General features: G+C 62.6%; 18 protein-coding genes. 12 read left to right on the forward strand and 6 right to left on the reverse strand.

The window, feature by feature from the left end; all coding sequences use genetic code 11:
* From AC1RRC_RS31505 to rpsL, 4 genes are all read right to left on the reverse strand, one after another.
* On the reverse strand, window positions 1–170 hold a 170-nt coding region (locus tag AC1RRC_RS31505), incomplete at its 3' end, for a GTP-binding protein (RefSeq protein WP_493059846.1).
* Between the two features lie 75 nt (window positions 171–245).
* Window positions 246–2351: an elongation factor G gene (gene fusA, locus AC1RRC_RS31510; protein ID WP_493059760.1), complete on the reverse strand. Its 2106-nt coding sequence runs from the start codon at window positions 2349–2351 to the stop codon at window positions 246–248.
* A gap of 111 nt (window positions 2352–2462) precedes the next feature.
* A complete protein-coding gene (gene rpsG / locus AC1RRC_RS31515; RefSeq protein ID WP_493059762.1) occupies window positions 2463–2933 on the reverse strand; it encodes a 30S ribosomal protein S7 in 471 nt (156 codons plus the stop codon).
* A gap of 129 nt (window positions 2934–3062) precedes the next feature.
* Window positions 3063–3443, reverse strand: coding sequence for a 30S ribosomal protein S12 (rpsL, locus tag AC1RRC_RS31520; protein WP_493059763.1), 381 nt, complete (start codon window positions 3441–3443; stop codon window positions 3063–3065).
* Between the two features lie 331 nt (window positions 3444–3774).
* Here rpsL and AC1RRC_RS31525 point away from each other — a divergent pair, with 331 nt between their 5' ends.
* From AC1RRC_RS31525 to AC1RRC_RS31535, 3 genes are all read left to right on the forward strand, one after another.
* On the forward strand, window positions 3775–4725 hold the full coding sequence (locus AC1RRC_RS31525) for a GlcNAc-transferase family protein (RefSeq protein WP_493059765.1): 951 nt from the start codon (window positions 3775–3777) through the stop codon (window positions 4723–4725).
* A gap of 102 nt (window positions 4726–4827) precedes the next feature.
* Window positions 4828–6849, forward strand: a complete 2022-nt coding sequence (locus AC1RRC_RS31530; RefSeq protein WP_493059766.1) for a phosphoethanolamine transferase — start codon at window positions 4828–4830, stop codon at window positions 6847–6849.
* 8 nt (window positions 6850–6857) lie between these two features.
* Window positions 6858–8000, forward strand: a complete 1143-nt coding sequence (locus AC1RRC_RS31535; protein ID WP_493059768.1) for an acetyltransferase domain-containing protein — start codon at window positions 6858–6860, stop codon at window positions 7998–8000.
* 322 nt (window positions 8001–8322) lie between these two features.
* Here AC1RRC_RS31535 and AC1RRC_RS31540 read toward each other — a convergent pair whose 3' ends face one another.
* On the reverse strand, window positions 8323–9861 hold the full coding sequence (locus tag AC1RRC_RS31540; RefSeq protein ID WP_493059770.1) for a MutS-related protein: 1539 nt from the start codon (window positions 9859–9861) through the stop codon (window positions 8323–8325).
* 209 nt (window positions 9862–10070) lie between these two features.
* Here AC1RRC_RS31540 and AC1RRC_RS31545 point away from each other — a divergent pair, with 209 nt between their 5' ends.
* The 9 genes from AC1RRC_RS31545 (at window position 10071) to AC1RRC_RS31585 (ending at window position 21858) form a co-directional block, all read left to right on the forward strand.
* Complete coding sequence (locus AC1RRC_RS31545; RefSeq protein WP_493059771.1) at window positions 10071–11339, forward strand: efflux RND transporter periplasmic adaptor subunit; 1269 nt, start codon at window positions 10071–10073, stop codon at window positions 11337–11339.
* Window positions 11340–11368: 29 nt separating this feature from the next.
* Window positions 11369–12064, forward strand: coding sequence for an ABC transporter ATP-binding protein (locus AC1RRC_RS31550; protein ID WP_493059773.1), 696 nt, complete (start codon window positions 11369–11371; stop codon window positions 12062–12064).
* 12 nt (window positions 12065–12076) lie between these two features.
* Window positions 12077–13393, forward strand: coding sequence for an ABC transporter permease (locus tag AC1RRC_RS31555; RefSeq protein ID WP_493059776.1), 1317 nt, complete (start codon window positions 12077–12079; stop codon window positions 13391–13393).
* Between the two features lie 9 nt (window positions 13394–13402).
* A complete protein-coding gene (locus AC1RRC_RS31560) occupies window positions 13403–14638 on the forward strand; it encodes an ABC transporter permease (RefSeq protein ID WP_493059777.1) in 1236 nt (411 codons plus the stop codon).
* 59 nt (window positions 14639–14697) lie between these two features.
* Window positions 14698–16035, forward strand: coding sequence for a sigma-54-dependent transcriptional regulator (locus AC1RRC_RS31565; RefSeq protein ID WP_493059779.1), 1338 nt, complete (start codon window positions 14698–14700; stop codon window positions 16033–16035).
* 138 nt (window positions 16036–16173) lie between these two features.
* The gene (locus tag AC1RRC_RS31570; protein ID WP_493059781.1) at window positions 16174–17493 is read left to right on the forward strand and encodes a sensor histidine kinase; all 1320 of its coding nucleotides are present in this window, start codon (window positions 16174–16176) and stop codon (window positions 17491–17493) included.
* 138 nt (window positions 17494–17631) lie between these two features.
* Window positions 17632–18396 (forward strand): spermine/spermidine synthase domain-containing protein, encoded by a 765-nt coding sequence (locus tag AC1RRC_RS31575; RefSeq protein ID WP_493059782.1) that lies wholly within the window; start codon window positions 17632–17634, stop codon window positions 18394–18396.
* Between the two features lie 265 nt (window positions 18397–18661).
* On the forward strand, window positions 18662–21112 hold the full coding sequence (locus AC1RRC_RS31580; protein ID WP_493059783.1) for a TonB-dependent receptor plug domain-containing protein: 2451 nt from the start codon (window positions 18662–18664) through the stop codon (window positions 21110–21112).
* A 140-nt stretch (window positions 21113–21252) separates the two neighbouring features.
* Window positions 21253–21858 carry a hypothetical protein gene (locus tag AC1RRC_RS31585; RefSeq protein ID WP_493059785.1) on the forward strand — a complete coding sequence of 202 codons (606 nt, stop codon included), beginning with the start codon at window positions 21253–21255 and terminating at the stop codon, window positions 21856–21858.
* An 8-nt stretch (window positions 21859–21866) separates the two neighbouring features.
* Here the strand turns inward: AC1RRC_RS31585 and pdxR are convergent, their stop codons facing one another.
* A complete protein-coding gene (gene pdxR, locus AC1RRC_RS31590; RefSeq protein WP_493059787.1) occupies window positions 21867–23348 on the reverse strand; it encodes a MocR-like pyridoxine biosynthesis transcription factor PdxR in 1482 nt (493 codons plus the stop codon).
* Window positions 23349–23422 lie beyond the last annotated feature (74 nt).

The following is a 23422-nucleotide window of genomic DNA, read 5'->3' on the forward strand; positions in this document are numbered from 1 at the left end:
TTTTCTTCTGGAGCAGCGTCGATCTGGTCGTAAGCTTTAGCTTCGCCGCCGAATTTCTTCGACAGAACGGTTGCGATAGCAGCGGTCAGGGTGGTTTTGCCGTGGTCAACGTGACCGATGGTGCCAACGTTTACGTGCGGTTTAGTCCGCTCGAACTTTTCTTTTGCCATTTTAATTCTTCCTTAGAACTAGATATGTAAGGTTTGCCCGGCTGGAGGGTCGCTCCAGCCGGTCATAACAGGATTTTACTTCGATTTAGCGGTGATGATCGCGTCGGTCACGTGCTTAGGCGCTTCGGAGTAGTGCTTGAATTCCATCGTGTAGGTAGCACGGCCCTGCGTTGCGGAACGCAGAATGGTCGAGTAACCAAACATTTCGGACAGCGGTACTTCGGCCTTGATGATCTTGCCGCCGCCGCCTGGGATTTCATCCATGCCCTGCACCATACCGCGGCGGGACGACAGGTCGCCCATCACGGTACCGGCGTAGTCTTCCGGCGTTTCCACTTCCACAGCCATCATTGGCTCCAGAATCACTGGGTTCGCGCGTTTGCAGCCTTCTTTAAACGCCATCGAGCCAGCCATGCGGAACGCGTTTTCGTTCGAGTCCACGTCGTGGTACGAACCGAAGGTCAGCGTTACTTTGACGTCGACCACTGGGTAGCCAGCCAGCACGCCCGAGGTCAGGGTTTCACGAACACCTTTTTCAACCGCAGGGATGAATTCGCGAGGAATCACACCACCCTTAATTGCGTCGATGAACTCGAAGCCTTTGCCTGGTTCTTGCGGCTCAACGGTCACAACAGCGTGACCGTATTGACCACGACCACCCGACTGCTTGACGAACTTGCCTTCCACATCGGTAACTTGCTTGCGGATGGTTTCGCGGTAGGCAACCTGTGGCTTGCCGACGGTTGCTTCGACGCCGAATTCGCGCTTCATGCGGTCAACGATAATTTCCAGGTGCAGCTCGCCCATACCACCGATGATGGTCTGGCCGGATTCTTCGTCGGTCTTCACGCGGAACGACGGATCTTCCTGTGCCAGGCGGTTCAGCGCCAGGCCCATTTTTTCCTGGTCAGCCTTGGTTTTTGGCTCAACAGCCTGCTGAATCACAGGCTCAGGGAAGACCATGCGCTCCAGGACGATGATCGACGATGGATCGCACAGGGTTTCACCGGTGGTCACGTCTTTCAGGCCCACGGCAGCAGCGATATCGCCGGCGCGAACTTCTTTGATCTCTTCACGCTGGTTGGCGTGCATCTGCAGAATACGGCCCAGACGCTCTTTACGCTCTTTCACCGAGTTGTACACGGTGTCACCAGCATTGACCACGCCCGAGTACACGCGGAAGAAGGCCAGCTGGCCAACGAACGGGTCGGTCATGATCTTGAATGCCAGCGCCGAGAATTTCTCGTCGTCAGCGGCTTTACGCGAAGCAGGCTGCTCGTCGTCGTCGGTGCCCTTGACCGGTGGAATGTCCACTGGCGATGGCAGGTATTCGATGACGGCGTCCAACATGGCTTGCACGCCCTTGTTTTTGAACGCGGTACCGCACAGCATCGGCACGATCTCGGAAGCGATGGTACGGTCGCGCAGCGCTTGCTTGACTTCGGCTTCGGACAGGTCGCCCTCTTCCAGGTACTTGTTCATCAGGTCTTCGTTCGCTTCAGCAGCGGCTTCAACCATTTTCTCGCGCCACTCGGCGGCGGAATCAGCCAGCTCCGCAGGAATATCGACGTAGTCGAATTTCATGCCTTGCGAAGCGTCGTCCCAGATGATCGCTTTCATCTTGACCAGGTCGATCACGCCTTTGAAGTTGTCTTCAGCGCCGATTGGGATCTGGATCAGAACCGGGTTCGCCTTCAGGCGAGCACGCATCTGTTCGTAGACTTTGAAGAAGTTGGCGCCGGTACGGTCCATCTTGTTCACGAAGGCCAGACGTGGCACTTTGTACTTGTTAGCCTGACGCCATACGGTTTCCGACTGTGGCTGAACACCGCCCACTGCGCAGTAAACCATGCAAGCACCGTCCAGAACGCGCATCGAACGCTCCACCTCGATCGTGAAGTCCACGTGACCCGGGGTGTCGATGATGTTGATGTGGTGTTCTGGGAAGTTGTTGGCCATGCCTTTCCAGAAGCAGGTGGTCGCCGCGGAGGTAATCGTGATACCGCGCTCTTGTTCCTGCTCCATCCAGTCCATGGTGGCGGCGCCGTCGTGCACTTCACCAATTTTGTGGTTCACGCCGGTGTAGAACAGCACGCGCTCGGTCGTGGTGGTTTTACCTGCGTCGATGTGAGCGGAAATACCGATATTGCGGTAGCGCTCGATGGGGGTCTTACGGGCCATGTTAGATCCTAAATCTTTTAATGGACAAAACCGGACGCCATTTTCCTGAGAAAAATGAGCCCGGCTTCAATCATTGAATAAATGGCCGGGAGCAAGTCCCGGCCGAATTTATTAGAAGCGGAAGTGCGAGAACGCCTTGTTCGCTTCAGCCATGCGGTGAACTTCGTCACGGCGCTTCATCGCGCCGCCACGGCCTTCCGCGGCTTCCAACAGCTCGCCACCCAGACGCTGTGGCATGGATTTTTCGCTGCGCTTGTTGGCAGCTTCACGCAGCCAGCGCATCGACAGGGCCAGGCGGCGCACTGGACGCACTTCAACTGGAACCTGGTAGTTGGCGCCACCAACGCGGCGGGACTTAACCTCAACCAGCGGCTTGGCGTTGCTGATCGCAGCGGTGAACACTTCCAGAGGATCCTTGCCGGATTTTTGCTGGATGTGGTCAAAGGCGCCGTAGATGATGTTTTCTGCAACCGACTTTTTGCCGGACAGCATCAGAACGTTAACGAATTTAGCGACTTCGGTGCTACCGAATTTTGGATCCGGCAGAATCTCGCGCTTGGGGACTTCACGACGACGTGGCATTTTATTTCCTTCCTGTCTTCAGTTGAGCGCCTCTTACGGCACTCGCGGCTTGCCCTCTTGGCTTGCCACTTACTCGGTCTCGCGACCGCCTCAACTCATTAATGTAATGTTTTAACGGATGTTAAAAGATTACTTCTTGGCTTTCGCGCGCTTGGTACCGTATTTCGAGCGAGCTTGTTTACGGTCTTTAACGCCCTGGGTATCCAGCGAGCCGCGAACCATGTGGTAACGCACACCTGGCAAGTCTTTTACACGACCGCCGCGCAGCAGAACAACGCTGTGTTCCTGCAGGTTGTGGCCTTCACCGCCGATGTACGAAATCACTTCGAAACCGTTGGTCAGACGCACTTTGGCGACTTTACGCAGTGCCGAGTTAGGCTTCTTAGGAGTGGTGGTGTACACACGGGTGCACACGCCACGTTTTTGCGGGCAGTTTTCCAGTGCCGGCGATTTGCTCTTCACGCGCAGGGAAACGCGCGGATTGCGAATCAATTGATTGATGGTTGGCATCGTTCTTAATCCAACAAAATTACTACTCATTGACATCCCGCACAGCAAACAGTGCTGCCCGGGGGCTAAAACCAGTCTCAAAGGGGCATCGCCGCGTCAGAACCACTCGCAGTGGAGCAGCTTGAAAAATGCGTATACGATGCGCAGAATAAATCGAGAACTCGCGAGTATAGACGCATGCTGTTGCATGGTCAACAGATTTAGTGCAGCACATGCCCGGAATTTGCACATTTTCGAGGCAATTCACGCGAAGGCGCTTCCATGCCCTGAGGGAACTGTTAATATTTCCATCACCCCTGTTACTGCTCTCACATCCGGCGGAGAACCTCGCTTGAACCAGCACATTTTCATCAGCCTGGCGTCGTACCTTGACCCCATGCTGTTCTTCACCTTGAACGATGCGTTCAGCAAAGCAACGCGGCCTGAATTGCTGCGCTTCGCCGTGGTGGACCAAAACCGCAGCAGCCAGCGCGAGCAGATCGCGGCGCTGCCGTTCGCCCACCAGGTGCGCTATTTATTTGTCGATGTCCAGGATACGCTGGGTGTCAGCTGGGCCCGCAACCAGGCGTTTTCCCTGTACGACGGCGAACAATTCCTGCTGCAAATCGATTCGCACATGTGTTTCGAGCCGGGCTGGGATGAAAGCCTGCGCCGTCAGCATGGCCAGTTGCTGGCCCGCTCCGCCAAACCCATCCTCAGCACCTACCCGTACCGTTTCGACATGGTGGACGGCAAACCGCAATACACGCCGCCCGAGGGCAAGACCGTGCTGGTGCTGCGTCCGCACCCGGATACGCCGCTGACCGCCAGCGAAGTGGTGCTGCGCTTCCTGGCCAAGCATTTATTTACCGACCAGCCGGTGGCGGGCTGCCACATCGCGGCCGGGTTTGTGTTCTGCTGCGGCAACTTTATCGAAGAAGTGCCATACGACCCCTACCTGTATTTCCACGGTGAAGAGCAAAGCCTGGCGGTGCGCGCCTATACGCGGGGCTGGGATATCTTCCACCCGCTGCACGTGCCGCTCTACCATTTATATAAGGCAGCCAACACGCCGCACGAAACCCACCACTGGCATGGCGACGTGGCCAGCCAGCGCGCCTTCAGCGGTACTTACCTGACCGCGCGCGCCGCCAGCCGCCTGAACCGCCTGCTGTGCGGCGACGGCCTGCCGGGCGCGTATGGCCTGGGCACCGTGCGCACCATGGAGCAATTTGCCGCGTTTTCCGGCATCAATTACCGCCTGCGCCAGATCACCGACCCGTTCAACGGCCAGTTGTGCTGAGCAACCTGCCCGGCCCTGCAAATGCGCAGGGCCGGCGCTCCACTTTTTTCGCCTAAAGCGTCGTGCTTGGCCGATAATGGCCCCTTTTTTCGCCGCTTTCCTATGCCCTTGCGCCTGTCCACGGCAGTTATCCTGCTGAGCTACCTGATCCTCACGCTGGTCCCCTTCCTGCCCCTGGCGCTGGGCAAGCCGCTGGACCATGGCGCGCAAATCGCCGCGATGGAGCTCTTTGCCTGGCTGGCGGTGTGGGCTGTCTTCAAGCGGCCGGCCTGGTTTCATTGGCTGTTGCTGCCCGCCTTCATCGCCCTGCCCACCGAGGCGTACCTGATCGTGTATTACGGCCAGGGCATTTCCACCCATCACCTGGGCATTATTGCGGAAACCAGCCCGCGCGAAGCCATGGAATTTTTGGGCAGCACCGTGTGGCTGCTGGCCGCCGTGATGACCGGGTCCATCATCTGGTTTATCGCCACCTGGACGATGGCGCTGCGCAGCCGGGCGCTGGCCATGCCGGGCCAGGTCCGGGCCGCGGTGCTGGGCATCGTGGCGGTGCTGGGCGGGTTCGGGTGGTATGGCTGGGAATTTGGCGCGGCGGCGCCGGGGAAAGCCGCTGTGGCGGCTTCGGGTGCTTCGCCGGTATCGGCCATATCGTCGGTATCGACTGCATCGGGTGCGCCGGCGGCGTTGACTGGATCGGCCACATCGGCTGCATCGGCATTGGCGCCGGCTTCGTCAGCCTCCGTGGCGACGGGCCCAGCCGCTTCCTTGGCCCCGGCGGCATCGGCGCCGCCCGCCGCCCCTATGGACGCTTCCGACGACGAGGAAGAAGAAGCGGAGGAAGACAGCGGCGCCAGCAACGGTTCCGCCCCCGGCGCGGTGGCTGGCGCCAACCGCACCGGCTGGAAACTTCCGCCCCTGCCGCACTGGCTGCGCATCCCGCCCGAGTATTACGATTTCACCCGCACCTGGCCCTTCGGCCTGGCGGGACGGGGCGTGGATTTTTACGATGAACGGGACCACCTGTCCCGCCTGGGCCAGGCCAGCCGCAGCTTCACGTTTGGCGCGCGCCAGCCGGCGGCGGACAGCGTGCCGGAAACCGTGGTGCTGGTGATCGGCGAATCGGCCCGCTACGACCGCTGGAGCCTGAACGGTTACCCGCGCGAGACCAACCCGCTGCTGTCGAAGGAACCCAACCTGGTGGTGCTGCCGGACGTGGTGACCGCAGTCTCCGCCACGCGCCTGTCGGTACCCGTCATCATTTCCCGCAAGCCCGCCACGCAAAGCCTGGAAGACGGCTTTGCGGAAAAGTCTTTTATTACAGCCTACAAGGAAGCCGGCTTCCGCACCTACTGGCTGTCGAACCAGATATCATTCGGCCAGTTCGACACCCCGGTCTCGGTGTTCGCGCGCGAAGCGGACGTGGTGCAATTCATGAACCTGGGCGGCTATACCAACAGTTCGAATTTCGACGACATCCTGCTGGCGCCGCTGCAGCATGCGCTGGCCGACCCGGCGCCGAAAAAACTCATCGTCCTGCATACGCTGGGCAGCCACTGGAATTACAGCCAGCGCCACCCGAAGGAATTCGACAAGTGGCAGCCGTCGCTGTACGGCGTCGACAAGCCGGCCTACACGGACTTGAAGATCAAGCCGCAGATGAACAACAGCTACGACAATTCCGTGCTGTACACCGACTGGTTCCTGTCGCAGGCCATCGGCAAACTGAAGGCGCCGCAACAGCCGGTGTCGATGCTGTATGTGGCGGACCATGGCCAGACCCTGTATGACGGCGCGTGCCGCCTGGCGTTCCATGGCCACAACACCATCCACGAATTCCGCGTTCCCGCCTTCGTCTGGTACTCCGACCAGTACAAAGAGCGCTATCCTGACAAGATCAAACAGCTGGAACGCCACCGCAAGGCCAAGCTGGCGACGGAAAACATGTTCCACACCCTGCTGGACCTGAGCGATATCCGCTATCCGCACGACCGGTTGGAATGGAGCTTCGTCAACAGCGGCTTCAAGCTGCACAAGCGCTACGTGGACAGCTATGGCTGGACCAATTACGACAACGCCGTGATCAAGGGCGATTGCAGCGAAGTGGTGGAGAAGAAAAAGAAATAGGAGAAGGCATGAAAGCAGCACGGCTGGCATCGATCGACATGTTGCGGGGCTTCGTCATCGTCTTGATGGCGCTGGACCATACGCGGGATTTTTTCGGCCTCGCGCCGTTTGCACCGGAAGACTTGTCGCAGACCACGCCGGGCTGGTTCATGACGCGCTGGGTCACGCACCTGTGCGCCACCGTGTTCGTGTTCCTGGCGGGTTCCTCCGCCTGGCTGCGCGGCGCCCGCGCCAACGCGGCCGTACTCCCGGATGCCCGCCCCGCGCTGTCGCGCTACCTGCTGAGCCGTGGCGCCATGCTGCTGGTGCTGGAATGGACCTGGATCAGCTTCAGCTGGCAGTTTGGCTATAACGTGACGATCTTCCAGGTGATCTGGGCGCTGGGCGCCGGCATGATCGTGCTGGCGGGCCTGGTGTGGCTGCCGCGCTGGTGCATCGCCGCCTTCGCCGCGTTGCTGATCGCGGGCCACAATGCGCTCGATGGCTGGCAGCCCGGCGGCTTGCTGTGGCAAGCGCTGCACCAGGGTGGTTTTTATCCGGTCACGGCCAATTACGGCTTCGTCTTTGTGTATCCGCTGATTCCGTGGCTGGGCGTGATGGCGGCCGGTTATGCGGCCGCCCCCGTCTTCCGCCTGCCGGCCGCGCAACGGCAACGCCATCTGCTGCTGTGGGCCGCGGCACTGCTGCTGCTCTTTATCGTGCTGCGCACATGGAATGTGTATGGCGATCCCGCGCCCTGGTCGCCGCAAAACAAGGGGGTTGCGTTCGACCTGCTGTCTTACCTGCGCGTCTCGAAATACCCGCCATCGCTGCAATACCTGTGCGTGACAGGCGCCATCGGCCTGGCGCTGCTGGCCGCCTTTGAACGCGTGCGCACGGTCCGTCCGCTGATGCTGTTCGGCGGGTCGCCGCTGTTCTTCTACACCGTGCACATCGCGCTGATCCACGCACTGGCCGGCGTGTATTTCATGGCGCGCCACGGTGAAACGCCCACCTTCATCGGCGGCGCGCTGAAACTCCCGGATGGCTACACGCCCTCGCTGGTCACGACGTACATCGCGTGGCTGGCAATGCTGGCCATCATGTACGCCCTGACCTTGCTGTGGCAACGCCGCACCCTGCAACGCGCCCCCTCCAGCCAACCCGCCTGACACCGCCCCCTCGCCGCCCCACCGCAAACCGATGGCGTCAAAACCGATGGGGTCAGGCGTGCGTTGATGCATTCCCCGGCCGGGGTCAGGCGTGCATTCGTGCATTCGCCAGGTCGCACCAAAAACCCACAGCCCCTGCAACCACAGCCTGCATGCGTCCCGCTGATGGCATGTGCGGCACGGGCCAGGCATCAAACACTGCAACGTGCCGCGCCGGTCCGGCAAGCGAAAACCACGCCCTGAGAGTGACAACAACGCACGAATGCACGCCTGACCCCACACGGTTGGTGCACGAATGCACGCCTGACCCCAGGGGTGAGCACTAGGAGGTGAGCACGCCGTCGCAGGATTGCGGGTGGGCCAGGTGGGCGCTGAGCCACGCATGCACCTTGCGCGCCCTGGCGTCGATGACGTCGCCGAAGCCATGCTGTGCCAGCAGCGTGATGCCATTGGTGCGCGACAGGATGCCGCTGCGCACGTGCAGGCGGCCGTGGGCGTCCGGCTCGACACACAGGGGCGCCAGCACATGCGCCAACAGCGGGGCCAGCACCACGTTGTGCGACGACACGATCACCATGCCATGGCGCGCCAGTTCATCGAGCACGGCGGCCGCCGCCGACACGGACTCCACGTGGTTGGTGCCCCGGAAAATCTCGTCGATGAGGAACACGGCGCCGCCCTGCCGGGCCAAGGTCAGCAGTTCCTGCGCGCGCCGTACTTCGGACAGGTACAGGCTCTCGCCATCGGCCAGGCTGTCTTCATTTTGCATGCTGGCATATACCGGCAACAGCGGCGCCTGCGCGCACTGCGCATAGCAAAAGCCGAATGCGCGCGCCGCCACCAGGTTCAGCCCCACCGTGCGCAGCAAGGTACTCTTGCCCACGCCATTCTGGCCGGAGATGAAGGCGCCGCCATCGCGCACTTCGATCGACAGCGGCTGCGCATCGGCCACCAGCGGATGCACGACGCTGTCGAGCACCAGCGCCTCCCCTTCCTGCACCTGGCATACCACCTCCAGCCCCAGCACATGCCGCGCCAGCGCCATGTCCGCTTCGAGTTCCGCCACCAGCCGGTAACTGTCCCGCAGCGCCGGCAGGCGCTCGATAAAGGCATTGCGGCTCTTAAAGTAATGCGTGATATTGGCCAGCAGCATCCACTCGCTATATTCGCTCACCCCCGGCAACCTGTGCATGACCGAACGCCCCAGCACGCGGCTGGCCTTGCCCGCATCACGCGCCCCGGCGCGCAGCGCCGCCGCATAGGGCGCTGCGGCGCTGTCCTCCGCCAGGGCTCCCAATAAACTGTGCGCGCGCAACATCTGTTGCAGTGCCTCGACCTGCTGTCCCCATGCCTGCGCCCGCGTATACCACGCCACTTGCACGCCCATCAGCACCAGCCACAACACCAGCGCCACGATCCAGCCCGGCGCCCACACGAACGCCAACGGCACCGACAGCATGAACGCCGCCGGCAACGCCCACAGCCACCGGCTCCAGCCGGGCGAGCGCTCCGGCGCCGCGCCGAACAGCACCTGCGCCACTTCCGTGTCCACCGCGCGCAAGCACCGGCAGGCTTCCGTCAGCGCCGTCAGCGCGGCGCCATCGTCCGCCAGGGCCCGCACCCGCGCATAGCCGGCGTCCCACCCTGCCAACAGCCGCCGGTATAAGGCCTGGCGCCCGAAGATGCTGCCGCCATCGGCCATGCGGTCGAGATACGCGTCGAGCTGCAATTCGTCCCAGGTCTGCGCATCGATACACGCGCCGCCGCCCTGCAGTTGCCCATACTTCGCCACATCGCTGCGGGCAAAAGGGAAGTCGATCGGCGGGGCTTCATAGCCCATCAGCATTTTCAAGAATTTCATGGTGAGCGATAGATGTGTCCGGTTGGCAATTTTACAAGAGTTCCGCCACAAGGATGAGCGGACAGGCGGACAGCGCCGGACACTGGTGGACAGCGCGGACGTGTCCGGTCACCCGGCGTCCGATTTCAAACTCACAATAAATCAACCACTTATCGACTGGCACAAATCCTGCATAGTGAGCAGACAACATTAGCCGTCACAACATAACCATGATCCGCGACACCTCCCATCAAGACCGCGTCATTGCCCCGCCATCCGGCGCCCAGTGGAAACGCAAGGTCCTCATCGCCGCCATTGCCGTCGCCGTTCTGGGCGGCGGCTACACGCTGGTCAATACCTGGACCGGCAGCAGCCAGTCCGTCAATGCCACCCGCCTGCGCATGGCCGACGTCACGCGCGGCACCCTGATCCGCGACGCGGCCGTCAATGGCCGCATCGTGGCTGCGGTCAGTCCGACCCTGTATTCGACGTCGCCGTCCACCGTCACCCTGAAAACCCACGCCGGCGCCACCGTGAAAAAAGGCGATGTGCTGGCGATCCTGGAGTCCCCGGACCTGACCGATGAATTGAAACGCGAACAGGCCACCTACCAGGAACTGGCCGCCGAAGTCGCGCGCCAGCAAATCCTCGCGCGCAAGCAGAAAATGCTGGCCAAGCGCGATGCCGATACGGCGGAGATCGACCGCCTGTCCGCCCAGCGCACCCTGGAGCGCTACAACAGCGTGTCCAACGAGGGCGTGGTGGCCAAGATCGATTACCAGAAAGCCAAGGATGCGCTGCAGGCGGCGGAAATCCGCGCGCGCCACGCGGCGCAGGCGGCGGAACTGGAAGGCGACAACGTGGCGCTGGAATTGCAAACCAAGTCGGCCCAGCTGGAACGCCAGAAACTCAACCTGGCCAATGCCCAGCGCAAAGTCGATGAACTGACGGTGCGCGCGCCGGTCGACGGCTTCATCGGCACCTTGTCGGTGCCGAACCGCAGCGTGGTGCCGGCCAACGCGCCGTTGATGACCCTGGTCGATTTGTCCGCGCTGGAAGTGGAAGTCGAAGTGCCGGAAACGTATGTGGCGGACATGGGCATCGGCATGAGTGCGGAAATCCTGGTCGGCGCCGTCAAGGCCATGGGCAAGCTGTCCGCGCTGTCGCCGGAAGTCGTGAAAAACCAGGTGCTGGCCCGCGTGCGCTTTACCGGTACGCAGCCGGAAGGCTTGCGCCAGAACCAGCGCGTGTCCGCCCGCCTGCTGATCGATGAAAAACCCAATGTGCTGATGCTGCCGCGCGGCTCGTTCGTGGAATCCGAAGGCGGCCGCTATGCCTATGTGATGCGCAACGGCGTGGCCGTGCGCACCCCGATCCAACTGGGCGCCACCAGCGTCAACGCGGTTGAAATCCTGTCCGGGCTGAAGCAGGGCGACAAGGTCGTCATCTCCGGCACGGAAACGTTTGCCAACGCCGAGCGTGTCTCGGTCAATCAATAAACCTACCCAGAACCCCAGGAGCCCGCACCATGCTGCGCATGAAAAACCTGAGCAAAGTTTACCGCACCCACATGATTGAAACGCACGCGCTGCGCGGCTTTGAAATCAATGTCGAACAGGGCGAATTCGTCACCGTCACGGGACCGTCCGGTTCCGGCAAAACCAGTTTCCTCAACATCGCCGGCCTGCTGGAAGAATTCACCGATGGCGAATACATCCTCGACGGCACCAACGTCAAAGGCCTGGACGACAATGCCCGCTCCCGCCTGCGCAATGAAAAGCTGGGGTTCATCTTCCAGGGCTTCAACCTGATCCCCGACCTGTCGCTGTTCGACAACGTCGACGTGCCGCTGCGCTACCGCGGCTTCAATGCGGCCGAACGCAAGGAACGCATCGAAGATGCGCTGGCCAAGGTCGGCCTGGCGTCGCGCATGCGGCACTTCCCCGCCGAACTGTCGGGCGGCCAGCAACAGCGCGTGGCGATTGCCCGCGCGCTGGCCGGCGCACCGAAGCTGTTGCTGGCCGACGAGCCGACCGGCAACCTCGATACGCAAATGGCGCGCGGCGTGATGGAACTGCTGGAAGACATCAATGCCCAGGGCACCACCATCCTGATGGTGACGCACGATCCGGAACTGGCGCAGCGCTCCCAGCGCAACGTGCACATCATCGACGGCCAGGTGTCCGACCTGGTCCGCAAAACGCCCACGCTGGTGCAAGCGTAAAGGACCCCGCGCATGTTCACTTACTACTTCAAACTGGGCGTCAAGAGCCTGAGAAGAAATCCCGCGCTGACCGCGCTGATGGTGCTGACCCTGGCGATTGGCGTGGCCGCCAGCATCGCCACCCTGACCATCCTGCACGTGATGTCCGGCGACCCAATCCCCACCAAGAGCGCGCGCCTGCTGGTGCCGCTGGTCGACAATGGCCCGATCCAGGGCTATACGCCGGGCGACAAACCGAACGACCGCCAGCTGTCGTATATCGACGCCGCCAACATATTGGCCAGCAAGCAGGGCGACCGCCGCACCGCCATGTATGGCATTGCCGGCCCGGTGGAACCGGCGCGCAAGGACTTGAATGTCTTCATGGCGTCCGGCATGGCGCCCACCGGCGATTTCTTTGCCATGTTCGACGTGCCGTTCCTGCACGGCCAGGGCTGGACCGAAGCACATGACGCGGCCGGCGCCGACGTGGTGGTGCTGAGCCGCAAGCTGTCGGAAAAACTGTATGGCAACGACAACCCGGTCGGCCAGCGCCTGACCCTGATGGGCTATGAATACCAGGTCACCGGCGTGATCGACCGCTGGGACCCGATCCCCCGTTTCCACCGCATCATCGGCAGCAATGGCGGCGCCTTTGGCAGCGAAGATGAATTCTATATTCCATTCGCCGCCGCGATCCGCCACCAGTACACGCACAACGGCAGCATGAATTGCACCTCCGACCGCGATCCGGGTTTCGACTCGCTGCTGAAATCCGAGTGCACCTGGATCCAGGGCTGGTTCGAGCTGCATTCGGCCGGCGACCGCCCCGCGCTGCAAAGCTGGCTCAATGCCTATGCGGCCGAGCAAAACAAGCTGGGCCGCATGAAGCGCAATGCGCCAACGAAGCTGTACAACGTGATGGAGTGGCTGGAATTCCTGAAAGTCGTCGGCAACGACAACAAGCTGTCGGCCTGGCTGGCGTTCGGCTTCCTGCTGCTGTGCCTGGTCAACACCATCGGCCTGCTGCTGGCCAAGTTCTCGGTGCGGGCGCCGGAAATCGGCGTGCGCCGTGCGCTGGGCGCCTCGCGCAAGGAAATCTTCACGCAATTCCTGATCGAGACCACCGTGGTCGGCCTGGCCGGCGGCGTGCTGGGCTTGCTGCTGGCGTTCGGTGCGCTGGCGCTGATCGCCATGCAATCGAAACAATTGACGGTGGTGGCGCAACTGGACTGGTTCATGCTGCTGATGACCTTCGTGATGGCCGTCCTGTCCGCCATCCTGGCCGGCCTGCTGCCGACCTGGCGCGCCTGCCAGGTGACGCCGGCCCTGCAACTCAAATCGCAATAAGGAACAACCATGGAATTCCGACCCATTTTGTCCGCGCTGCTACGCAACAAGACCGGCCCGGTGCTGGTGGCGGTCCAGGTCGCGCTGAGCCTGGCGATCCTGGCCAATGCGCTACACATCGTAAACATCCGCCAGGCCGTGGCGAACCGCCCGACCGGCATCGTGCAGGAACATGACATTTTCAATATCCAAGTTGCCCCGCTGCGCGAACTGTCGCACGAAGAACAGCTGGCCCGCATCAAGTCCGATACCGCCGTGCTGCGCGCGGTGCCGGGCGTGGTGTCCGTGGCCAGCACCAGCCAGACGCCGCTGTCGCGTTCCGGCAGCTACAACAGCGTGTCGGCCGACCTGAAACAGGACAAGCAATCGGGCGTGGCCGCGTTTTATATTTCACCGGATTCGCTGGTGAAAACCTGGGGCCTGAAACTGGTCGAAGGACGCGATTTCAATGACAGCGACGTCATGGAAATCGACCAGAAGACCAGCAAGGAATTCCCGAAAATCATCCAGATCACCAAGGCCATGGGCGAGAAGGTCTGGCCCGGCGCCACCTCGTTCCTGGGCAAAACCCTGTACATGGGCGTGGGCCCGGATGCGCGCCCGGTGCGCGTGATCGGCGTGATCGATACCTTGCAGTCGCCCGGCGCGCAAGTGGGAGTCGATGGCGAAACCAGTGTCATCACCGCCGTGCGCCTGACCGGCGACCGCAATGCGCAATACACGGTGCGCGCGGAGCCCGGCCAGCGCGACCGCGTGATCAAGGAAGCGGAAGAAGCGCTGCGCCGCGCCGCCAACAACCAGGTGGTCTTGAAAACCAAGACCGTCGATGAAGACCGCAAGGAACGCTACCGCGCGGACGTCGGCCTGTCATGGATGCTGGTGACGGTCAGCGCCCTGCTGTTGCTGGTGACGGCCAGCGGCATCGTCGGCATGGCCAGCCTGTGGGTCACGCAGCGCCGCAAGCAGATCGGCGTGCGGCGCGCCCTGGGTGCGCGCCGCGTCGACATCCTGCGCTACTTCATCACGGAAAACATCATGATCACCAGCATCGGCGTCTTCACCGGCGTGCTTCTGGCCTTGGGACTGAATCAGTTGCTGGTCAGCGCGCTCGAAATGGCGCGGCTGCCGGCCACTTATATGGTGGGTGGCGCGGCCATCTTCTGGGCGCTGGGCATCGGCGCTGTATATGGCCCCGCATGGCGGGCGGCGTCGATCTCGCCGGCCATGGCGACCCGCAGCGCATAGTGTCCATCGTGTGGCATCCCGGCCTATAACCGAATACTGTTTTCGGTTATGCTGGCGGGATGCCTACCGTACTGATCATCGATGACAACGCCGCTATCGCGGTTGCCCTGGACGTCCTGTTTTCCCTGCACGATATCGCCACCCTGAGCGCCGCTTCGCCGGAGGAAGGCCTGGCCTTGCTGGCGCGCGAGGGCGCCAGCATTGACCTGGTGATCCAGGACATGAATTTCACGGCCGACACCACGTCCGGCGAAGAAGGCGTGGCGCTGTTCCGGGAAATCCGCCAGCGTTACCCCGACCTGCCCGTGATCTTGCTGACCGCATGGACCCACCTCGACGCCGCCGTCAACCTGGTCAAGGCCGGCGCCGCCGATTACCTGGCCAAGCCGTGGGACGACCAGCGCCTGCTGGCGACCGTCACCAACCTGATCGAACTGGGCCAGGCCAACCGCACGCTGGCGCAGCGCATGCAAAGCGACATCCGCCAGCGCCGCGACCTGGAGCGCCACGACTTGCGTGGCATGGTGTGGCAAGACCCGGCCACGGAACGGGTGATCCACCTGGCGTGCCAGGTGGCAAAGTCCGATGTGCCGGTCTTGATCACCGGCCCGAATGGCTCGGGCAAGGAACGGATCGCGGAAATCATCCAGGCCAACTCATCCGTACGGGACGGTCCGTTCGTCGTCTTGAATTGCGGCGCGCTGCCGTCGGAACTGATCGAAGCGGAATTGTTTGGCGCCGATGCGGGCGCCTACACCGGCGCCTTGAAAGCCCGCGAAGGCAAATTCGAAGCGGCCGACGGCGGCACCCTGTTCCTCGATGAAATCGGCAACCTGCCGCTGGCGGGGCAAATGAAACTGTTGCGGGTACTGGAAACCGGCCGCTTCGAACGGCTGGGCTCCAACCGGGAGCGCCAGGTGCGCGTGCGCGTCATTAGCGCCACCAATGCCGACCTGCAAGCGATGATACGGGCCGGCACCTTCCGCGAAGATTTGTTTTACCGCCTGAATGTGATTGAACTGGCGCTGCCGCCGCTGGCGGGCCGTCCCGCCGATATCCTGCCGCTGGCCCACTTCTTCCTCGACGGCCGCAAGACACTGGACGCCGGCGCCCAGGCGACCTTGCAGGCGCACGCCTGGCCGGGCAATGTCCGCGAATTGAAAAACGTGATGGCACGCGCCTGCCTGCTGGCATCCAGCGACGTCATCAAGGCGTCCGACCTGGGCTTGCCGGTGGCCGCCAGCCCGGTCCCGGCCGATGCGGAACCGGACCGCGACGCGATTGCGCAAGCCTTGCAACGGGCGCATGGCGTGGTGGCGCAGGCGGCGGCGGAACTGGGCTTGTCGCGCCAGGCGCTGTACCGGCGCATGGACCGGCTGGGCATTGCCCGTGCGTAGTGCGCCGCCGTCTTGCCGTCTGCCGCATGGCCCGGGGTGCCGCGCCGGCGCCGCACGCATTCGCCGCCGTCAGCGCCATGACGCGCGGCCACTGCTGGCGATGCCACGCTGATGGCCGGCCGGGGCATTCGCCTTTCATTGCTGACACGCTGGTCGGCATTGCTGGCCACCTTGCTGACCCTGGGTATCTTGATCGCGCTGGCACTGACGCGGCTGATGCCGGACCAGCCGGTGCTGGTGGTGGCGATTTGCCTGCTGGCGGTCATTCCACTGGCGATGATCACGATCCGCGCCCAGCTCGAACACATCCTGTCACTGTTCCGCGCCCTGACCGGCACCGTCACCAGCTACAAGGATGGCGACTTTTCATTCAGCCTGCACTGGCCGCAAAACGATGAATTGAGCGACCTGGTGGCCGCGCACAATGAACTGGGCCGCGTGCTGCGTGAACAACGGCTGGGCCTGGTGCAGCGTGAACTGTTGCTCGACACCATGGTGCAAAACACGCCGGTCGCCATGCTGCTGATCAACGACGGCAGCCATATCGTCTACGCGAATATCGCTGCGCGCCAGTTGCTGAACCAGGGCCGCAAGCTGGAAGGCAACCGTCTCCATGACTTGCTGGAACAGTCCGCACCGGCATTGCGGGAAGCGCTGGCGCGCGGCGGCGACGGATTGTTTACCGTGGACAGCAGCGATACCGCCGAAGGGGAAGGCGAAGACGTCTACCACCTGGCGCGCAGCAGTTTCAACCTCAATGGCCGCAAACACGAATTGCTGTTGCTGCGCCAGCTGACGCAGGAATTGCGGCGGCAGGAAGTGCAGACCTGGAAAAAAGTCATCCGCGTCATCAGCCATGAATTGAACAACTCACTGGCGCCACTGACCTCGCTGGCGCATTCGGGCGCGGAACTGGTGCGGCGCGGACAGACCGAGCGCCTGCCGCAAATCCTCGGCACCATCGAAGAACGCACCCGCCACCTCGAGAGCTTCATCCTCGGCTATGCGCGCTTTGCCAAACTGCCCTCGCCGCGGCTGGAACAGCATGACTGGGCCGCATTTATTGCACGCCTGGCGGACCAGGTGGCGTTCACCCTGACGGGAGAATTGCCGACCGAACCGGCCTGCTTCGACGGCGCGCAAATGGAGCAGGCGCTGTTGAATTTACTGAAAAACGCCCATGAATCCGGCTCGCCGGCGGACGGCGTGTCGCTCGACGTGCAACGGGTGCAAGGCGTGGTCCGCATTGCCGTGCAAGACCGTGGTCCCGGCATGAGCGACACGGTGCTGGCCAACGCGCTGGTGCCGTTTTATTCGACCAAGCGCAGCGGCACCGGCCTGGGCCTGGCGCTGGCCCGCGAAATCGCCGAAGCCCACGGCGGCCGCATCCTGCTGGCCAACCGCGATGGCGGCGGCCTGGCGGTCACGATGATCTTGCCGCTCCTCACCACCTGTTAACTGCCTCGCCAGCACCACCCTTCGGGGCCAAGTCCCTTCCCTTTGGGGGCCTGCCCGCTTCCCTTTGGGGCCTGGCCCCTTTAGTACTATCGTTCGCCTTGCCTCCGATAGGACTCGGAGGGCTGGTAAACTGGCGCCATGAAACCGACCTCTTCCCGCTTCGACCTCCCCGGCCATCCGCCCGCCACCATCACTGAATTCGAAGGCGTCCGTTCCCTGCACCTGGGCACGTCCTGGGTGCAGGGTGCGATGCGCATTGCCAAGCCCGATGCGATCGAGCTGGAATATGTGCAAATGATGATGATGTGGATGCTGTTCATGGAAAAACCCCGCCACATCGTCCAGCTTGGCTTGGGCAGCGCGGCGCTGACCAAGTTTTGCTACCAGCGGTTCCCTGACGCGCGCGTTACCGCCATCGACCTGAACCCGAACGTGATCGCGATTTGCCAGGCCCTGTTCGGCTTGCCGCCAAATGATGCGCGCCTGAACGTGGTGGAAATGAATGCGCTGGATTTCGTCATAAATCCCGCCAACCATGGCAAGGCCGATGTGCTGCAAGTGGATTTATATGACGAGGAAGCGCGCGGCCCCGTGCTCGACACCCCCGAGTTTTACCAGGCCTGCGCCGACTGCCTGACGCCGGGCGGCGTCATGACCGTCAATGTGTTTGGCGATTACATCAACTACGACAAGAACTTCCAGCATATGGAACTGGCGTTTGACTCCGTGGTCTGGCTGCCGGAAGTGCATGACGCCAACATCATCGCGGTGGCCTTCAAGCAATCGCCCACGGTGGATTTTGCCGAACTGTATGAACGCGCCGGCATCATCAAAAAGCAAATGAATTTACGGGCGAAAAGCTGGGTCGATGGCTTGAAATCGTGGATGCACGACCATGCCTGATGCGGAAAAACAGTATAAGGAAGATTGCTTTTCGAATATCGATTAGCAATCAACCCAGCAGAATACGATATCTCACCGCAGAAATCACCAGTGATTCACAAATAAAGTATCGTTTATTCAGCGAAAGCACTTTATTACAACACTGAACTACTTACAGGAAAGATAAGGCTTTGACGGGGCAACCGTGCGGGGTAGTATTTTTGCGCCAATGTTTACCCAACATCATTGCGCGCACAAAAATTACATGTAGAGAAACGGAATTCCCATGCAAAGAGCAACCAAGCCCGCCTTCCCGCCCCTGTTCCAACGTACCCTCATCGCCAGCGCGATCTTGCTGGCAGCGATCCCGGCCCAAGCCCAGACCAACGCCGCTTCCTCGGGAGAAGAGCAGACCGTGGTCGTGCTGGGGTCGCGTTCGACGGCAAAAACCGCCCTCGACACGTCGGCACCGGTCGGCCTGATCAATCTGAAAGACATGCAGTCCGCCGGCCCGCTGGAACTGGGCAAGCTGCTGCAGACGCTGGACCCATCGTTCAACTTCTCCAGCACCTTCATCAGTGACGGTACCGACATCATCCGCCCGGCCACCCTGCGTTCGCTGGGCCCGGACCAGCTGCTGGTCCTGGTCAACGGCAAGCGCCGCCACCAGCAAGCGCTGGTCAACGTGCAGCAAACCGTCGGCCGTGGCTCGGCCGGTACCGATATCAACGCGATCCCGATGTCCGCGATCCACCATATCGAAGTGCTGCGCGATGGCGCCGCCGCGCAATATGGTTCCGACGCGATTGCCGGCGTGATCAACATCGTCTTGAAGAGCAACATCAACGAAACCGCCTTCAGCGGCACCTTCGGCACCACGTCCAAAGGCGACGGCGACCTGTATTCGGCCAGCGTCAACCGCGGCTTTGCACTGGGTGACAACGGCGGCTTCCTCAACCTGACCGCGGAAGCGCGCGTGCGCGGTGAAACCAACCGCGCCGGCCCCGACTCCCTGCGCGTGAGCCCGGCCCGCGTGACCCAGCGGATCGGCGATTCCGACGCAAAAGATGCCTACCTGTGGTGGAATGCCGCGCTGCCGATCGACAAGGACAGCGAGTTCTACGCCTTCGGCGGCGTCTCGAAGCGCACCGGCGACTCGTCCGGCTTCTACCGTTCGCCAGGCGACGGCCGCACCGTGCCGGCCGTGTACCCGAACGGCTTCCTGCCGAACATCCGCACCACCGTGAAAGACTTGTCGTACGCGTTCGGCTATCGCCGCGACCTGGCCAATGAATGGAAGTTCGACCTGTCGATCAATCATGGCGCCAGCGAGCTGGATTTCCACGAAAAGCAAACCATCAACGTCTCGTACTGGTATGAACCGAAGCCAGGCGGCGGCATCTATGCGGAATCGCCTTTGGCCGCCGACACCGGCAAGCTGAAATTCAACCAGACCACGATCAACGCCGATATCAAGGGCCCGGTAAACCTGGGCGGCGCGGAAATCTTCCTGGCCTCGGGCTTCGAATGGCGCCGCGACAATTATGAAATCGTCGCCGGCGACCCGGTGTCGTACCAGTACGGCCGCACCAACAATCCGAAGATCGTCATCAAGGACCAGACCGGCGGCGTCGCGGCCTCCGGCACCCAGGGCTTCCCTGGCTACACACCTGCCACGGCAGTCGATTCCGGCCGCCACAACATCGCGCTGTACCTGGATGCGGAACACCGTCCGGTGAAAGAACTGCTGCTGGCCGGCGCCGTGCGCTACGAAGACTATTCGGATTTCGGCAGCACCGTCACCGGCAAGATCAGCGCGCGCTGGGATCCATCGAAGCAAGTGGGCGTGCGCGCTTCCGCATCGACCGGTTTCCGCGCTCCCGGCGTACAACAAGAGTTTTACAGCTCCGTGTCGACCAACCTGAATGCGGCCGGCGAACTGACTGAAACGCTGACCGCACGCCAGGGCAGCGCCGTCACCCGCGCCTTGGGCATTGCCCCGCTGAAGGAAGAAACCTCGCGCAACGCCAGCCTGGGCCTGGTGCTGCGTCCGGCCTCGAACATGTCGCTGACGGCGGACGTGTACCAGATCAAGATCAAGGACCGCATCGTCTTCTCCAGCAACATCGCACCGGAAGCCGGCGGCGGCCCGATCGCCAACGTGCTGGCGCCGCTGGGCGTGGGCCAGGCGCAGTTCTTCACCAACGCGGTCGACACCAAGACCCGTGGCCTGGACATCGTGGCCGACCACACCACCAAATGGACCGGCGCCACCCTGGTGCTGTCCGGCCAGCTGGGCTTCAACAAGACCGAAGTGACCAAGCGCCACTCGACCTCCAGCATCCTGACCGGCGCACAGCTGTTCGACCAGGCGCAAGTCACGCTGATCGAGCACGGCCAGCCGCGCAAGCACCATGTGGTGGCCGCCGACTACACCACCGGTCCATGGAACGTGAATGCCCGCGCCAACTACTATGGCGAAGTGTCGGGTGAAGGTTTCGCGCCGCTGCAAACCTGGTCCGGCAAATGGCTGCTGGACTTGACCAGCCGCTACAACTTCAGCAAGAAGACCAGCGTGTCGGTGGGCGTCAACAACGTGTTCGACACCTATCCGGACAAGTGGGACACCGTGAAAGGCGCCCCATTCCCGCAACTGGGCTTCACGCACTGCTGGGAAACCTGCCCGTTCGGCATCAATGGCCGTTCGATGTTCGTCCGCTTCGACACCGCGTTCTGATCGTTACCTGACGCTTTGAATGCCTGAAAGCCGCAAGGCGCCACGTGCGCCCTGCGGCTTTTTTCATGCTGGCTCCCCCGGTCATGGCCTTTCATTCGTGCCGATGGTTAAATTGACCATCAACCAATTCAGGAGCAACCATGTACCGACTTCCGGCAGGACTTGTCCTGCTGACGGCCCTTGCCGCCTGTGGCGGCAGCGGCGGCAGCGACCAGGGCATCCCGACGCAGGTGGCGGGCGCACTGCAAAAATACGAAGGCGTCTGGATCCGCCCATGCGCCGCGCACAACCGCGACACCATGGCACTGACCGCCAGCAACAATGGCGCCACCCTGTCCTTCACCATCAAGACGGAATATTTTGCCAACGCCGATTGCACCGGCGCGGTGGTGGCGACCGGGACGTACAAGCAGCCATCGATCGTGATGCAATACACCGCCACCATCAAGGACGCCAGCGTCAAGCTGCGCAATGGGGAAACCGTGACGGCCGGGGTCGACCAGGGCGCCACCACTGCCACCAGCGAAGCCATCACGTTCACCGGCAGCGGCGTAACGTCCAGTGTGGTGGGCGGCAGGACCGTATGGCACATCACGTTCAGCCAGGGCGCAACCGATGTCTATTCCAACCTGAACACGGGCACGGGCAAGACCGCGCTGACCCTGCGCAATGGCGAATTGCTGGTGCTGGAAGCGAGCGGCAATGCCGGTAATACGTTTGATGAAGCGAGCCGGCTGACACACTGACCGGACCGTCAGCGGCGGTGGCGATGGATGACCGCCGCCAGCCGCGCCGCCAGGCCATCCATGCATTCGGCCGGCACCTGCGCATAGCCCAGCATCAAGCCCCGGCAGCGCGGCTGGTCGCCCACCGCATGCAGTGACAGCGCATGCGCCACGATGCCCTCTTCCAGTAGTTGCGCCGCCACCGCCTGGTCATCCAGCGCCGGATCGGTAAACCGCAGCGCCAGGTGCATCCCCGCCGACGCCCCTTCCACCACCGCCGCGCCAGCGAGGCAGCGGGCCAAAGCGGCTTGCAGCGCATCGCGCCGTTGCCGGTACAGCCGCCGCATGCGCCGCAAATGCAAGGCGAACTGGCCGCTGCGCAGGAATTCCGCCACCGCCAGCTGTTCCGCCACCCGGCCCCGCGCCGCCGATTGCGCGCGCATTTCCGCCAGCGCCGGCGCCAGCCAGGGCGGCGCCACCATGAAGCCGATGCGCAGCGACGGGAACATGGTCTTGGAAAACGTGCCCAGGTACAGCACCGGCGCATCCGGCGCCAGCCCCTGCATGGCTGGCAGCGGCGGGCCGTCATGGCGGAATTCGCTGTCGTAATCGTCTTCGATGATCAGCGCCCCGGCCGCGCGCGCCTCGGCAATCAGCGCCAGCCGCCGTGGCAGCGACATCACCATCCCGACCGGATACTGGTGCGACGGCGTGGTGTAAATCAACTTCGGTGGATGGCCATGCCAATCCGCTGGCTGCGGCGCAATCCCCTCGTCGTCGAGCGCAATGCCGTGCACCGACAAGCCCGCGCCCCGGAACGCGGCCAGCGCCCCCGCATAGCCGGGATCTTCCAGCCACGCCGTGTCGCCATCATCGGCACAGGCCCGCGCGCACAGGTCGAGCGAGCTTTGCGTGCCATCCGTGATCAGGACTTGCGAGGCATCGCACAGCACGCCGCGCGAGGCGCGCAAATAATCGGCCACGGCGGCGCGCAGTTCGGGTTCGCCGCAGGGATCGCTGTAATTGAGCTTGCGCGGCGTGATACCGCGCCACGCGCGTTCCAGCATGCGCCGCCACAGCGCCAGGGGAAAAGCGTCCAGTGCCGGCACCCCGGCCACGAACGGCCCCATCATGTCGGCCGCGCCAAACACAGGGCGCAGGTTGCGCGCGCGGCGCGACAACAACGGGTGCTGGCCTGACTGGTGCTGGCCTGATTCCGGGGGCGCTGCCGCTTCGGCGGAGGCCTGGCTGGCAATCGCCGCCACCACCGTGCCGCGCCGGTCGCCCAGCACATAGCCTTCGCACGCCAGCTGTTCATAGGCATACAGCACGGAATTGCGCGCCACGTTCAATTCCGCCGCCAGGGTGCGCGATGACGCCAGCCGCGTGCCGGCCGCCAGCGTCCCATCGCGGATCGCAGCGCGCAGGCACTCGTGCAACTGGCGCTGGCGCGGCCAGCCCCGGCCGGCGTGGCGTTCAACAAAGGCATCAAACAGCAGGGCGTAATCCATCGTGGCTCCAAAATAAATCGCATTGCTGGACCTTATGCAAGGGCCAGTACGCCATTATAGTTGCCACTCAACCA

Source organism: Pseudoduganella sp. GW821-FHT12E03 (assembly GCF_058807115.1).

Coding starts and splice junctions, on each gene's coding strand:
- fusA (WP_493059760.1), bottom strand. CDS start 2,351: ATGGCCCGTAAGACCCCCATCGAGCGCTACCGCAATATCGGTATTTCC.
- rpsG (WP_493059762.1), bottom strand. CDS start 2,933: ATGCCACGTCGTCGTGAAGTCCCCAAGCGCGAGATTCTGCCGGATCCA.
- rpsL (WP_493059763.1), bottom strand. CDS start 3,443: ATGCCAACCATCAATCAATTGATTCGCAATCCGCGCGTTTCCCTGCGC.
- AC1RRC_RS31530 (WP_493059766.1), top strand. CDS start 4,828: ATGCCCTTGCGCCTGTCCACGGCAGTTATCCTGCTGAGCTACCTGATC.
- AC1RRC_RS31535 (WP_493059768.1), top strand. CDS start 6,858: ATGAAAGCAGCACGGCTGGCATCGATCGACATGTTGCGGGGCTTCGTC.
- AC1RRC_RS31540 (WP_493059770.1), bottom strand. CDS start 9,861: ATGAAATTCTTGAAAATGCTGATGGGCTATGAAGCCCCGCCGATCGAC.
- AC1RRC_RS31545 (WP_493059771.1), top strand. CDS start 10,071: ATGATCCGCGACACCTCCCATCAAGACCGCGTCATTGCCCCGCCATCC.
- AC1RRC_RS31550 (WP_493059773.1), top strand. CDS start 11,369: ATGCTGCGCATGAAAAACCTGAGCAAAGTTTACCGCACCCACATGATT.
- AC1RRC_RS31555 (WP_493059776.1), top strand. CDS start 12,077: ATGTTCACTTACTACTTCAAACTGGGCGTCAAGAGCCTGAGAAGAAAT.
- AC1RRC_RS31560 (WP_493059777.1), top strand. CDS start 13,403: ATGGAATTCCGACCCATTTTGTCCGCGCTGCTACGCAACAAGACCGGC.
- AC1RRC_RS31565 (WP_493059779.1), top strand. CDS start 14,698: ATGCCTACCGTACTGATCATCGATGACAACGCCGCTATCGCGGTTGCC.
- AC1RRC_RS31575 (WP_493059782.1), top strand. CDS start 17,632: ATGAAACCGACCTCTTCCCGCTTCGACCTCCCCGGCCATCCGCCCGCC.
- AC1RRC_RS31580 (WP_493059783.1), top strand. CDS start 18,662: ATGCAAAGAGCAACCAAGCCCGCCTTCCCGCCCCTGTTCCAACGTACC.
- AC1RRC_RS31585 (WP_493059785.1), top strand. CDS start 21,253: ATGTACCGACTTCCGGCAGGACTTGTCCTGCTGACGGCCCTTGCCGCC.
- pdxR (WP_493059787.1), bottom strand. CDS start 23,348: ATGGATTACGCCCTGCTGTTTGATGCCTTTGTTGAACGCCACGCCGGC.